Genomic DNA, 12,597 nt, shown 5'->3' with positions numbered 1-12,597 from the left:
GTGCCTCGACTTCGCCCCCCGGTTCGAGCCGGACGGCTCAGCGCAGTTCCTGGATGCGGATCATGTTGCCGGCGGGGTCGCGGAAGGCACAGTCACGAACGCCGTACGGCTGCTCGGTCGGCTCCTGGACGACCTCCGCGCCGCCGGCCTCCAGCTTCGCGAAGGTGGCGTCGAGGTCGGCGGTGGCCAGGTTGAAGCCGAAGTAGCTGCCCTTGGCCATCAGCTCCAGGATGGTTTGGCGCTCGTCGTCGGTGAGGCCGGGGTTGGCGGTCGGCGGGTGCAGGACGACGGACGTGTCGGGTTGGCCGGCCGGGCCGACGGTGATCCAGCGCATCCCCTCGTATCCGACGTCGTTGCGGACCTCGAAGCCGAGGGTGTCGCGGTAGAAGGCCAGGGAGGCGTCCGGGTCGGTGTGCGGCAGGAAGCTCGAATGAATGGTGATGTCCATGGCAGTCACGCTAGTTGCGGCTCACGGGCCGCCGCTTCTCGATTCCTGATCGGTCTGGTCACCTGTTTTGCGACGCACGGCGGCATCCCCGCCGTCACGCCGGCCGTCCGGCTCCGGTAGACGCTCGGCGGCACACCGACCAACTCGGTGAAACGAGTGCTGAAGGTGCCCAGCGAGGAGCAGCCGACCGCGAAACAGACTTCGGTGACGCTGAGATCGCCACGACGCAGCAGGGCCATCGCACGCTCGATCCGCCGGGTCATGAGATAGGCGTACGGCGACTCGCCGTACGCGCGCCGGAACTCGCGGCTGAGGTGCCCGGCCGACATGTTCACCCCACGGGCAAGCGCCTCGACGTCCAGCGGCTGCGCGTACTCCCGATCTATCCGATCGCGTACGCGGCGCAGCCGGGCGAGGTCGCGCAGGTGCTGCGCTGCGGCGGAACTGCTGGTCACCCGGGTGATGGTGCCACGTCCCACCGACGTTTCCCAGCGGTGCCGTCCGTACGGGTGCAGGTCAGCGAGGTCTCCTGGGACGGGAGGGGACTGCGGGGACGGCACGGGACAAAGAAGACGGCCTCCGGTCAGCATCTCTGCTGGCCGGAGGCCGTTTCCGCACCTGGTGGCGGGTGAAGGATTCGAACCTTCGAAGCTTTCGCGACGGATTTACAGGGCGTCCACGATCTTGCCCCTCATCCAGCCGTTGACCTGCCCCTTCACCTGAGGCGCCGAACCCCCACGAGCCCGCTGCCCACTCATCGCCCACGACGTGGGAAGGCCGAGCCGCAGACCTAAGGCCGCGACCGCGAGCCGAGGCCCCTGATGCTCCACCGAAGCCGGCCAACCCTCGCTAACTAGCGAGTGTTGTCAATCTAGGAAAGATGCCCGCCGGTATCATTCCAAGCTTCAAGATTTTTTTTAAAGCCAAACTCGACTCATGCCCCACTCCCTGCGGTTGAGCCAGCACGCCCAACGCCGCCAGGAGAGCCGAGCTAGCGCCCATCACGAGTTGAAGCCGAGATGGGCTCTCCGAGAAACCGGCTACCGAAGCCGTCCCCGCAGCACAGCCAGCCAAGACGGCCGGAAGTATCCGGCCTCGATAGCTGGGGCCCCATGCCACGTACGCAGTGTGACATAGCGAGCGACATGGAGTCATTGAAGCGCGCCACCGATCTTGTCATTTACGGTGCCCTCTCCCCCGTCGATGCAGTTGGCGTAGACCCGGAGCAGTACGGCGACGCCGTGACCCAGCCGTCGGGCAACCTCCGTCGCCGGCACTCCAGCGTTGAGCCAGAGCGAGGCCGCCGCATGACGTAGGTCATAGGGGCGCCGGACCAGAGGCGACGCGACCTGTGGTTCCGTCAACGCCTGTTGGCGGGCGAGCTTCCACCACCGGTCGTAGACCGACTCGGAGAGCGGCCCGCCGTGCAGACCTCGGAAGAACCGACCGTCCGGAGCAACGCCGTACGTCTTGACATGCTTCGCCAGCAACTCGACCAGTTGGGGCGGGATCGGGACGGTACGTGTCTCTTTGCGTGCCCGATGCTTGAGGCCCCGCTGCTCGTGCGCCTGGCCGTCATCGGTCCAGTGGGTGCCGGCACGCGGCGCGGTCCCGGCGAGCACCAGTCGACCCCAGCGAGGTTCGATCTTCTCGTGGTCGCAGGATGCCGACGATTGGACCGCCGCCAAATCGTCGAAGTCGCTCTCACAGTCGGGGCAGTGCCCCGGTAGATCACAGTCGTCCCGCCGTAGGTCCGCCGCTTCCGAGGGCCGCATCCCGGCGTAGTAGAGACAGCCGAAGAACGCTGTGACCCGGTCCGCCCGGTTGCCGAGAGATTCCACGGCTTCCAGGAGGGCCGCAACCTGAACCGGGTTCGCGACCACCCGCCGGTCGATGGCCTGGGCCACCTCGGGAGCCGTCCACTGCACCCGATCAACCGGGTTCGAGGCCAACAGCTCCCGCTCTACCGCGTAGCCGAGCGCGTTATAGAAGGTGGCCCGCTTCCGCTGGACGGTCGAGGCAGCGGCGGACTTGCCGTCCAGCCGTACGCAAAGACTGTCCAGGACACGGCGGATCATCGGCGGAGAGTCCAGCTCGACGACCGGCAGGGACGCCCCTTCCAACCAGGTCAGCGCCGCCGCGTACGCGTCCGGGATCTCATCCGACCAGCGACGCGGGTTGAAGCCGTAGAGGTACAGCGCTTCACGTAGCACCTGATCGGCAGGACGGCCCCGCTTCGTCGGGTAGGTGAGGGTCATGGCGATCGGAGTCAACGCTTCGACGATCGAGCGCCGGGTTTTGGCCGCCGCTCGGGGCCACTTCATCTGGATGTAGTCGCGGCTGTGCGCGTACCAGGTGGTTTGGTTCATCGTCCGTGACTCCGAGGCCGGGCGTCCTGTGGTGGTGTCGAACGGCTCCCCCGCGTTGGATGCCTTGACCAGCTCAGAGCGGAACGAGTTGGCCAGCGCCTTCGATCGGAACAACTCTTCGAACCGCACACCGCCTACTGCCCAGCGGACCCGCCAGGGACGGGCCTTCCGGTCTGCCCGTTTGGTGATCTCCCAGATCTGGATCTCGTAGCTGTTCACGCGGCATCGCACTCCAGCGCACCGAGCCACTGGCCCAGCGCGGAACGGCGTACGCGAAGCTCCCCGTTCGGAAGCTTGATCACCCGTGGCCCCTTGCCAACCTGCCGCCAGTAGTACCAGGTCGAGCGGGGAACCCGGAGTTCCGCCAGGACCTCGGGCACGGTCAGCAGCTCGTCGCCCTTCACAGTTCCTCCCCGGTGGTGGTGGCGTTGCCAGTTGCCGAGAGATCTGAGATCGGCTGCTGGGCTGCTCGGTCCTTGGCCGCGAGGAGTTCGGAGCGCCACCGGGCGCGTTCGGAGATGGAGCGCATGAGCCGGTGGGCGAGAGGTGTCACGTCGGGGTCGTGTGGTCGGGCGAGTTCCCACGCGTGCCGGACCCGTTCGACGGTGGCGCCCTGCGCGTGCTCGACCCCGGCGAGGTCGGTGGTGACGCCGAGGAGTGCTTTCACCCATGCGCGGGCGTCGTACTTGTGGTCGGCGAGGGTCTTCCCGGACCAGTCGCGGGAGACGAGGATGCGCCGGCCGCCGATGCCGAGGGTTTCCCGTTGGTGGACCTTGCCTTTGCAGCGGCCGGGCTTGAGCTTGGCGTGTGCCTTCTTTGGCTGGACGCCGTAGAGGAGCCAGTTGGGGCATCGGTCGGTGCAGGGTGTGATCTGGAGTTGGCGCCAGAGCCGGTCGAGGTGGCGTTGCTGTCGGTCGGTGGTGATCTTGTGGCAGTCGCCGGTGGCTTTGGTGATGTACTTCGTGACGTACCGGATGGTGCGTTCGGCGTCGGCGGTGCCGGGCATGACGCCGCGTGCGTCGACCTGGGCGCCGAAGCGGACGACGTGTACGGGTTCGGCTTCTTCGTCCTGGTCGATCGTGTCGAGGGCTTCGGTCCAGGTGGTCAGCGGTTGCCGGGTATCCGGGTCGACCCAGGCCGAGGCTTGCTCGTCCCAGATGGGGAGCCGGTTGCGGTGGTAGACCTGTACGTCCACGCTCGGCCACCACACTTGGTGGTACGTCGCCGCCGCCACGGTGCGGAGGATGTCGCGCGGGATGGTTCCCCGGATGGCGAAGTGGGCGTGTGGGGCGAGGCGCCGTTGCGGCTCGACGCAGCCGGCGTACTGGACGTTCCAGCCCTCGCAACGACGGAGGTTCTGCCAGAACCGGTCGAGCAGTCGGGGGAAGTGGACCGCATCCCACGCTGCTCGGCGGTAGTCGTACCGGTCGGGGTTCACGGGGGTGCCGTCGGAGAGGACCGGGCCGTAGGAGTCGAGGGTGAGCGTCAGCCACATCGACGGCTGGTAGGTGCTGCCGTCCGGTGCCTTGTACGTCTTGCCGACCGTTCGTGCTTCGACCTTGCGGCGGGGTAGGTCGGGTGCGTCCTGCCGCCGCCTGGTCGAACGCTTCCGCCGAGGGCCGTTGTCGTCGTCGGCCTGGTCGTCACCGTCAACGTGATGCGGTGGTCCGACTCGGCCGCGTAGTCCTTCCGCCACGATGGCCTCTTCTACCTCTTGGATCGCTTCATCGAGGTCGGCGACCTGGTCCCACTGAGACGAGCGGACGGCTTCGTCCCGGGCAAACTCGTAGTGCGCCCGCAGCACGATCAGCGCCTTCTGTTCCTCCGTCGCGGGTTCCGGTGGGGGTAGGGGTTCGTCGGAACGGTGCCAGCCTTCCCGGATCTGCGCCTGCCGCAGCCGCCGGTTCTTCTTCGCGCACGGCGGGCAGTTGTCCTCACGGGTCGCCCCGCACGGGAGGTCGATGACCTCGGTCAGTCCGGTGTCGAGGTCGGTTCGGCGCATGGGAAGCGGTCGGATGCAGACGCCGTATTCGGTGGCGATGTCCCGGAGTACGTCGATGGAGCGAGGGAGCGCCATCCGGGCCGCCCGTGATCCGGGTCGGAGAGGTTCGGGAGTTACCGGTTCGAGGCCGGGCAGGGTAGGGATGGTCATCGGCTCACTCCGATCAGAGAGTGAGTGCGGTGGTATCGGTGGCTGGTCCGCCGGTACGGTCGGGGAACCCGAGCGGCGAGGTCGGTATGAACAGCGGTGACGAAGCTACGGTGCTCTGGCGCCCGACCAGGCCGGAAGAACTCGACCTGATCCGCGAGTCGGGGTGGCGAAAGTGGCCGCCGCTCTCGCCGGACCGGCCCTGGTTCTATCCGTTCCTCGATGAGGACTCCGCGATCTTGATCTCCCGAAATTGGCGCTATGACCGGCCCGATCAGGGGGTTAGTTACGTGACCCGCTTTCAAGTGGAGCAGGCGTTTTTGAGCCACTACTCGACTCGGACGTTCGGCGGCTCCACCACGCCCATGCTGTGGGTTCCGTCCGAGGATCTGGACGAGTTCAACTCGCACATCGTCGGACCGATCGAAGTCGTACACGAGTTCCGCTAGCCGACTCGTCGAGGTGGGTCCGGTCATCGGGCACCTCCGGCAACGCCTGCTCGACTCGGATGCACTACACCAAGCGGTGGCAGGACCGCCGATGGTCCGAGGCGGGGCGGCGTGGGTACGCGCGTGTAGACGACCGGTTCCCGTACCGGTTCGGGGTCGGCTGTGACCGGTTCTGGTTCGGGTTCGTCGACGGCGGCCAGGTCCTCATCGTCGGCGCCGACGGGTGCAGCGGGAGCGCTGGACAGGACGACCTTGACCAGGGCGAGGAAGGCGAGGGACGGGACGGCGGCGACGATCCATCCCCAGACGGTGGGTTCGGCTTCGGCGACCTGGGCGGCGAGGGAGAGCAGGGAGAAGGCGACGAGGAGGACGCCGACGAACCCGACCGGCCGACCGTTGCGACGCCGGGATCGGATTTCCAGTCCGAGGTAGATGGCCATGAGTTCGACCGCTACGGCGTTGGCCCAGCCGATCCAGTTGGGCTGGCCGTGGGCGACGGTCAGGTCATGTACGTGGGTGAAGGCAGCAGCCCCAGCCATCCCGCCGATGGCGAGCAGGATCAGCACCTTCACCGCGTTCTCTGCGCGTTGGCGGATCATCGGTCACCGCCGGTGGGGCGAGTGCGGATGGTGATGTGGATGCGGATACGTCGGCCGTTCATATCCCGGCGCCGGAGGACCAGGTGGGCGATGCCCTGGAGCGCGGCGGCAGCCTGGTCGGGTGGGCCGACGAGCCGGATTCGCAGCGGCCGGCGCATCAGGTTGACCAGGTACGGGAGTCGGTTGAGGGGTGTCATGGCTGGTTACCTCCCGGCCGGTCGGATGGTGGTGTGGATGTTGTCGGGTGGGTCGCCGAGGGTGACGACGGCTTCGGAGAGGCAGCGCCAGAGGGTCCACGCTTCGTCGGCGGTGAGGTACATGCGTCGCCGGCCGCCGCCGACGGCGAGGTAGACGGGGTAAGGGTCGGGCCGGTCGGGGTCGACGCGTACGGAGACGGCGGTGTCCGGGGCGGTGCCGTTGGGTGCGCGGAGCCGGTAGAAGCGCCGGGCATTCGGGGTGGTGGTCACCGCAGCTCACCTCCCCGCTTGTCGGTGTCGCGGTTGAGGAGGTTCAGCAAGGTGTCCGGGATGAGTGGCCCGGCCGCCGGCCGCCGGGGCAGCGGGACGCGGAGAGGCTCGGTGGCGGTTTCGCGGCCGACCTGGGCGAGGATGTCCGCCGCATCGGCGGGGGCCGGGTACTCCCGTGCCATGTCCCGGATCTGCTCGTCGGTCAGGTAGGAGAAGCGGACCCGCATCGGTTCCGGGGTGCCGTCGAGGATGACGTAGCCGACACCCTTCGCCCAGCGCGGCATCTGGTCAGCGAGTGCTCCCCGGTCGCGTGCACCGTCACCGAGGATCATGTCCACTTGGGATTTTTCGGTCAGGCCGAGCGCGATCCGGGTCGGGAACAGGTCCCGGAACGGCAGCACCTCTTTGCGTGGGTCCTGCAACGCGGCCACGACCAGGAGCCCGACGCCGGCACCCTGTGACAGGAGCATCCCCAGCGAGGCCGCGATCCGCTTACGCAGGTCACCGTCTTGCAGGTACGCGGTCAGTGCCGCCATTTCGTCGATGACCACCACGACCAGGGGGTCTTCCACAGTCGAGGTGTGCACCCGGACGTTGCCCGCCAACCGGGTCTGTCGCTCGCGCATCACGGCTACGGCTTCGTCGAGCAGGTCTGCCATGGCTTCGAAGGACTTGCAGGCGAACCGGGCGAACATCGGCCGTCCGAGCGCGAACTCCATCCCGCCCTTTGGGTCGATCACCCACAGCCGAACCAGCCCGGAGGCGACCCCGCCGGCGAGGGAACGGACGAGGGACCAGAGCACCGAGCCCTTACCTCGTCGGGTGGCGCCGCCGACCAGGACGTGAGTGGCGAGCAGATGCAGGCACCAGGTACGCAGGTCTTCCCGACGGGCCAGCGGCAGCGCGGTGAAGTCCGGCACCGCCGGGACGGGGAACGGCGGCACGATCGTCCGCAGCGCGTCCGTACGCACCAGGACCAGGTAGATCACCGTCGGGCGGTCCCGGAACCGCATCCGGTCGACGAGCCGTAGCAGCCACGCCCAGTGACCGGTACGGGTCGGGGCATCGTCGGGCCGTTCCGAGTACACCCGTACGTATCGCCGGCCGAACGCGTACGCCAGGTTCGCGGTCACCCGTTGGAAGTCGGTCGGGGTTTGGCCGCGCACCATCCGGATCGTCAGCACATCGAGGGCGGGGTCCGACCGCACCGACAGCAGCTCGGGCAGGACGGTCTGATGGTCGTACGTGCTGGCCAGCCCGCACAGCGTCATGGCCTCACGCCAGACCCGCCGGTAGACGAACGCCTGCCGGAACCGGCCGAGCAACGGACCCGCCAACCAGGCCCACCATGACGGTTCGTGCTTCCACCGCCATACCGCCGACCCGGCGCCGGCCAGGACCAGTGGCACCAGCAGGCCGGACCAGCCGTAGTCGATGTAGACCGCGATGACGAAGCAGGTTGAGGTGGTGGCGATCGGGTGCCGCAGACACCACCACACGGCCTTGCCGGTCCACCGGGCGAGCAGGCCGAGGATTACCGCCCAGACGGGCAGTTCGAACCGCTTCGGCCGGAACACCACGAAGTCCCCGCCGGTGGTCATCACCACCTGGCCCCGAGGCCGCCGCCCGATCATCGGCCACCCCGCAGGGACACGAACCGGCCCGACGCATCCCGAACCGGAGGCAGCGGAAGGACAAGTTGGTCCACGCAGAGCGGGCAACGGCCATCCGTGCCGCCGCTGGTCGGGTCGTAATTTGCCTGGCACACGCCGCACCGCACCCGCTTTTGGGCAGGCTGGCGCCTACGCTTGGACACGTTGAAACCTCTCCTCAGAGATGGGGGAAGGGGAAGACAGAGGGCGGGGCTGCCGTCCGCCAAGACCAGACAGCCCCGCCCGTACCTGATGCGGCTACGCCGCCGCCTTACTGCTGGTCACGCCCGCCGGGGCGCGCATCCCGGTCGCCCGCAGCGAGTACGCCATCCGACCGTTGTTGGCCACGTACGGCGTGACCGTCATCCCGTCGAACTCCACCTGCTCGAAGTAGGCACCGGTCGGGGCTGCCGGCGGGTAGTCAGCCGAGATCTTCACCGTCGTCTCCCGCGACCGCTTCCCCAACTCCGGGTCCAGGTCCATCACCTTCACCTGCCACACCCGCTGGCCGGTCACCTTGTCCTTCGCCGGGGACCGCCTGCCGGTCTTCTCGTCGTAGTCCTCCACCTCGCCCATCGACTCGGGCACCAACGCGCACCCCGCCGGGAACACGTCCCCACACCGGACCGAAAACCTCGTTCCGCCCCTGAGAGCCATCTGCTCAGACCTCCACTATCTGCCTGGCTATCCTGACTAGCCAAGCGGCGTGGATCAAAGGTAGGTCGACTTGGCTAGTCATGTCAACAGATAGATCGAAAACTTTCCTAGCTTGGCTAGTCAGCGGTATCGTCCGCGCATGAGTCTTGACCCCGACGACCCCCGGACACCGTCACAGCAGATCGCGGCAGCCCTACGCGCCGAGATCAAGACCGGCAAGTTCGCCCCCGGCGAGAAGCTGCCCTCACAACACGACCTGGTCGAGCGGTTCAGCGTCGCCCGCGAAACGATCAAAGCCGCCCTCCGCAAGCTCCAGGAGGAACGGCTGATCGTCACCCGCCAGGGCAGCGGCACCTTCGTTCGCGCCAACACCGAACGCCCCGTCGGCCTACGCCCGCACGTGGAGCGCGCCTTCGAGGCCACCCACGTCACGATCGACTTCGCCGGCTTCTCCGGTGAAACGCTCTACAGCGCGATTCAGGAAACCCTGGACAAGGTACGCATCGGCCGGCTCACCCCCGAGTCGATCCGGCTCCGGATCCTCATCTCCGACATGACCGCCCCGATGGCGATCCCGTGCCGCGCCGAGGACCAGGCCGACGACCCCGCGATCCGCGCCCGCGCCCAGCGCATCACCGACCGGTCCATCCACGCCATCATCGACGCCGTCCAGGAACTCGCCGACCTCTACCTGGTCAAGACCGCATCAACCGAGGTACGCGTCCACAACGCCGCCCCACTGTTCAAGCTGTTCATCATCAACGAGGAAGAAGCGTTCTTCGGCTTCTACCCCGTCGTCGAACACACCGTCACCATCAACGGCAACCCGACAACCATCTACGACGCCATGGGCAAAGACGCCATCCTCTTCCCCTTCATACCCAGCGACGAAGACTCCTCCAACGACACCCTCTACGTCGACCAGGCCCGCGTCTGGTTCAACAGCATGTGGCGCACCATCGCCCGCGAGTACACGTCGTGACCCGCCCCAACCTGCGCACCATCGCCGACCGCACCCGCTACCTGCTGCTCGACTTCGACGGCCCCGTGTGCAGCATCTTCGCCAACTACCCCGCCGCCACCGTCGCGACCGAACTGCGCCGCCTGCTCGTCAACCAGGGCGTGACCCTCCCTGAGCACATCCAGACCGAGGCCGACCCGCTGGCCGTGCTCAGGTTCACCACCACCCTGAATCAACCGACCATCACCCGCCGCATCGACGACGCACTCCGAGCCGCAGAGGTCACCGCGGCTGCCACCGCCGAACCCACCCCGTACGCACGCGAAGTCATCGTCACCGCTCACCAGACCGGCCGACGCGTCGCCATCGTCTCCAACAACTCCGCCGAAGCCGTACGCGCCTACCTCACCGCCCGACGCCTCACCGACTACGTACACCCGATCATCGGCCGCGCCCATGCCCAGCCGGACCAGATGAAGCCCAACCCGGCACCAGTCCTCGCCGCCATCCGCGAGCTACAGGCCGACCCTACGCAATGCGCCCTCGTCGGAGACTCCGAGAGCGACGTCGAAGCCGCCCAGGCCGCCCAGGTCACCGCCATCGGGTACGCCAACAAACGCGGCAAACGCGCCCGCCTCGCCAAAGCCGAAGCCACCATCGGCAGCATGGCCGAACTCGCCACCGCACTCGCCGACGAGGAGCTGTAGCGCACCAACCTCGCACACGAACGCCCCGATCCTGATCAGGAATCGGGGCGTCTCTTTGGCCGGGGTCAGTCGACGTGCGGGAAGCGTCCGGCGAGGTAGTCCGCGATCTGCCGCCGCATCGTCGGGTGGATGTCCAACCCAGCCAACTCATCGTTTCGGAACCAACCCACCTCGCTGGCCTCATCGTTTGCCGCCGGAGCACCGCCGACCGGCCGAGCCAGGAGCGTCACCTCGTACTCCTGACGCACCTCACCGTCCGAGTACGCCACGATGTGACCGGGGTCAGAGTAGATGCCGACGATCCCGGTCACCTCCACGTCCACGCCGGTCTCCTCGCGAGTCTCCCGGACCGCGCACTCAGACGGGGTTTCGCCGATCTCCATCTTGCCCATCGGTAGCGCCCACTGGTCGGTGTCCCGCCGCCGCTGAAGCAGAATCGCCCCCTGGTCGTCGACCGCCAGGACCCCGCACGCCGGCACGAGCGTGTTCGCCTTCGGTGCGTCCGGGTCGTTCCAGTACTCGACACGTCCCACGCTCAGACCTCCCTACCCAGCCACGGCATCGCGGTAGCCCACACCCGCTCGAAGCTACTCACGTAGTGATCGAACAGGCCGCCACCGTCGACCTTACGGAGATGGAACGTCGGATTGGCGCTCGCAGCCTCGCCGTACGCGTGCGGGTTCGTCAGGATCTCGTCGTCGTACCGAAACAGGCTGTTGTACAGCGTCGTCGGGTGTAGTCGGATCTCACAACCGTCCATCCCCGCGATCTCCCGGTAGTACGTCAACGACGCCCGGATCTTCGCCGCGAGCGTGCCGCCCAGGCCCTCCTCCCGATCCCGAACCGTCACCGCCTCGCTGTTCGGGTCACCAAAGCAGAGTCGCACCTGCACCCCGGTCGACAGACGATCAGCGAGCATCCGGGCAACCCGTGGCTGTATCTGCGCGAAAAAAGTCCCAGAGAAGACCAGCACATCCACCCGCTCCTGCGCCTCCGACAGCAGCCGTAGCCACGTCTCACGCGGAACCGACGCCCGATCCGGGAACACCTCGATCAGCTCGGCCCGACTCGCCTCACCACGCTTGTTGGCCACCGAAGCGAGCACGTCAGGCCAGAGGTACGCCTCTTCCGCACCCAGCCGCCGCGCCGTCGCCCACCGATGCCGCCGATGCGGCACCCGCCCCGAGCTAATCCACCGTTCGACTGTCTTCGGGTCAACGCCGCACTCACCGGCCAGGTCCTCAACGGCGACGCCCCGGCGCACCATCACCGTCCGCAGACGTTCATTCATATCTCCATTGGACGTTTCCCGGACGGGACGTCGCAAGGCCGCCACAGGACGTATCGCCGAGGCCCCAGACGTTCGTGAGGGGTCTACCAGGGCAGGCGCGACGTACGACCGGCCGCCGGTTGACTACCCAACGTCGTACGGGGATGGCCCTGTTCTCGTGCTCGCCGCAAGGGCCGCGAGGGCAGGTGCGTACGACAGCACCAGTCGGGGTGCGGGTGGGGGGTCCTCGCCGTCACCCGCACCCCGACCGCAACAAATCCAAGGAGCCAGTACGTGACTGACGCACGCTACGCGAGCGGTCCGCCGCCAAGGAACTCAATCGCACCAACCGCAACCCAGCGCCCACTACCGATCGTGGATCTGTCGCAGCCCGACTCACGATTTGTTATTCACATTCCTTTCAAGGCCACCACGCTCGGGGCCGCCCTCGGGACAGCCGAAAGGCTCGCCGACTTCCTCAGCTTCATTCCTGAATTCGAACCAAGCGACACTGCTGTCAGCCTAGAAGACGACCAGCTCAATCAGCATCCCGTCTACTGCGGCCGCATCCTTCCCGCCCACGGGCGGTGCTTGTATTTGTACGGCCACGCCGACCCGTGCAGCACCACCTAGGAGTCAAAATTTCGACACGCGCTGCGGTTCGCTTTCCTAAAGTCAGATTACTGATTGGATCCCCGCAACTATGAGTGCGGTCAACAGGCCCAGCCTTGTCAAAATCACTGTCAATCTCGCTCCGACCACCGATGCCGCCCTGACTCAGATGGCTACCGGGCAAGGCATTAGTCGCACTGACGCCCTCAACCGTGCGATACGGGTGGCCGCGTTACTGCATGAGTTGGCGCCAAATG

The 12,597-nt window shown here is 67.1% G+C and carries 16 protein-coding genes; 4 read left to right on the top strand and 12 right to left on the bottom strand.

What is annotated here, in order from left to right:
• Positions 1–37 precede the first annotated feature (37 nt).
• From OG792_RS02905 to OG792_RS02885, 5 genes are all read right to left on the bottom strand, one after another.
• Positions 38–448: a VOC family protein gene (locus OG792_RS02905; RefSeq protein WP_329107095.1), complete on the bottom strand. Its 411-nt coding sequence runs from the start codon at positions 446–448 to the stop codon at positions 38–40.
• Positions 449–453: 5 nt separating this feature from the next.
• On the bottom strand, positions 454–903 hold the full coding sequence (locus OG792_RS02900; protein ID WP_329107093.1) for a helix-turn-helix transcriptional regulator: 450 nt from the start codon (positions 901–903) through the stop codon (positions 454–456).
• 696 nt (positions 904–1,599) lie between these two features.
• Positions 1,600–3,036, bottom strand: coding sequence for a tyrosine-type recombinase/integrase (locus OG792_RS02895; protein ID WP_329107091.1), 1,437 nt, complete (start codon positions 3,034–3,036; stop codon positions 1,600–1,602).
• A complete protein-coding gene (locus tag OG792_RS02890; RefSeq protein WP_329107089.1) occupies positions 3,033–3,221 on the bottom strand; it encodes a helix-turn-helix transcriptional regulator in 189 nt (62 codons plus the stop codon). Before OG792_RS02890 ends, OG792_RS02895 begins: the two co-directional genes overlap by 4 nt.
• Positions 3,218–4,969: a replication initiator gene (locus OG792_RS02885; protein WP_329107087.1), complete on the bottom strand. Its 1,752-nt coding sequence runs from the start codon at positions 4,967–4,969 to the stop codon at positions 3,218–3,220. Before OG792_RS02885 ends, OG792_RS02890 begins: the two co-directional genes overlap by 4 nt.
• Positions 4,970–5,055: 86 nt before the next feature.
• Between OG792_RS02885 and OG792_RS02880 the strand changes: the two genes are divergently transcribed.
• Entirely contained in the window at positions 5,056–5,415 is a 360-nt protein-coding gene (locus OG792_RS02880) for a hypothetical protein (protein WP_329107085.1), read from the top strand.
• Positions 5,416–5,438: 23 nt separating this feature from the next.
• On the opposite strand, the gene OG792_RS02875 is transcribed toward OG792_RS02880, so the two are convergent.
• From OG792_RS02875 to OG792_RS02855, 5 genes are all read right to left on the bottom strand, one after another.
• Positions 5,439–6,014 (bottom strand): DUF2637 domain-containing protein, encoded by a 576-nt coding sequence (locus tag OG792_RS02875; RefSeq protein ID WP_329107083.1) that lies wholly within the window; start codon positions 6,012–6,014, stop codon positions 5,439–5,441.
• Positions 6,011–6,211: a hypothetical protein gene (locus tag OG792_RS02870; protein WP_329107081.1), complete on the bottom strand. Its 201-nt coding sequence runs from the start codon at positions 6,209–6,211 to the stop codon at positions 6,011–6,013. Before OG792_RS02870 ends, OG792_RS02875 begins: the two co-directional genes overlap by 4 nt.
• A 6-nt stretch (positions 6,212–6,217) precedes the next feature.
• On the bottom strand, positions 6,218–6,481 hold the full coding sequence (locus tag OG792_RS02865) for a hypothetical protein (protein ID WP_329107079.1): 264 nt from the start codon (positions 6,479–6,481) through the stop codon (positions 6,218–6,220).
• Positions 6,478–8,115 carry an FtsK/SpoIIIE domain-containing protein gene (locus tag OG792_RS02860; protein WP_329107077.1) on the bottom strand — a complete coding sequence of 546 codons (1,638 nt, stop codon included), beginning with the start codon at positions 8,113–8,115 and terminating at the stop codon, positions 6,478–6,480. Before OG792_RS02860 ends, OG792_RS02865 begins: the two co-directional genes overlap by 4 nt.
• 276 nt (positions 8,116–8,391) lie before the next feature.
• Complete coding sequence (locus OG792_RS02855) at positions 8,392–8,790, bottom strand: transcriptional regulator (RefSeq protein WP_329107075.1); 399 nt, start codon at positions 8,788–8,790, stop codon at positions 8,392–8,394.
• Between the two features lie 139 nt (positions 8,791–8,929).
• Here OG792_RS02855 and OG792_RS02850 point away from each other — a divergent pair, with 139 nt between their 5' ends.
• Positions 8,930–9,772, top strand: coding sequence for a GntR family transcriptional regulator (locus OG792_RS02850; protein ID WP_329107073.1), 843 nt, complete (start codon positions 8,930–8,932; stop codon positions 9,770–9,772).
• Positions 9,769–10,458: an HAD family hydrolase gene (locus tag OG792_RS02845; RefSeq protein ID WP_329107071.1), complete on the top strand. Its 690-nt coding sequence runs from the start codon at positions 9,769–9,771 to the stop codon at positions 10,456–10,458. The genes OG792_RS02850 and OG792_RS02845 overlap by 4 nt, the downstream gene beginning before the upstream one ends.
• A gap of 65 nt (positions 10,459–10,523) precedes the next feature.
• Here the strand turns inward: OG792_RS02845 and OG792_RS02840 are convergent, their stop codons facing one another.
• Complete coding sequence (locus tag OG792_RS02840; protein WP_329107069.1) at positions 10,524–10,991, bottom strand: NUDIX domain-containing protein; 468 nt, start codon at positions 10,989–10,991, stop codon at positions 10,524–10,526.
• 2 nt (positions 10,992–10,993) lie between these two features.
• The gene (locus OG792_RS02835) at positions 10,994–11,794 is read right to left on the bottom strand and encodes a helix-turn-helix transcriptional regulator (protein ID WP_329107067.1); all 801 of its coding nucleotides are present in this window, start codon (positions 11,792–11,794) and stop codon (positions 10,994–10,996) included.
• Between the two features lie 228 nt (positions 11,795–12,022).
• Between OG792_RS02835 and OG792_RS02830 the strand changes: the two genes are divergently transcribed.
• Complete coding sequence (locus OG792_RS02830) at positions 12,023–12,361, top strand: hypothetical protein (RefSeq protein ID WP_329107065.1); 339 nt, start codon at positions 12,023–12,025, stop codon at positions 12,359–12,361.
• The last annotated feature ends 236 nt before the right edge of the window (positions 12,362–12,597 follow it).

This window comes from Micromonospora sp. NBC_01699, from assembly GCF_036250065.1.
In the GTDB taxonomy this organism is placed as follows: Bacteria; Actinomycetota; Actinomycetes; order Mycobacteriales; family Micromonosporaceae; genus Micromonospora_G.
This window is presented reverse-complemented; position numbering and strand designations above follow the sequence as displayed.

Coding starts and splice junctions, on each gene's coding strand:
- OG792_RS02905 (WP_329107095.1), bottom strand. CDS start 448: ATGGACATCACCATTCATTCGAGCTTCCTGCCGCACACCGACCCGGAC.
- OG792_RS02885 (WP_329107087.1), bottom strand. CDS start 4,969: ATGACCATCCCTACCCTGCCCGGCCTCGAACCGGTAACTCCCGAACCT.
- OG792_RS02880 (WP_329107085.1), top strand. CDS start 5,056: ATGAACAGCGGTGACGAAGCTACGGTGCTCTGGCGCCCGACCAGGCCG.
- OG792_RS02875 (WP_329107083.1), bottom strand. CDS start 6,014: ATGATCCGCCAACGCGCAGAGAACGCGGTGAAGGTGCTGATCCTGCTC.
- OG792_RS02870 (WP_329107081.1), bottom strand. CDS start 6,211: ATGACACCCCTCAACCGACTCCCGTACCTGGTCAACCTGATGCGCCGG.
- OG792_RS02860 (WP_329107077.1), bottom strand. CDS start 8,115: ATGATCGGGCGGCGGCCTCGGGGCCAGGTGGTGATGACCACCGGCGGG.
- OG792_RS02855 (WP_329107075.1), bottom strand. CDS start 8,790: ATGGCTCTCAGGGGCGGAACGAGGTTTTCGGTCCGGTGTGGGGACGTG.
- OG792_RS02850 (WP_329107073.1), top strand. CDS start 8,930: ATGAGTCTTGACCCCGACGACCCCCGGACACCGTCACAGCAGATCGCG.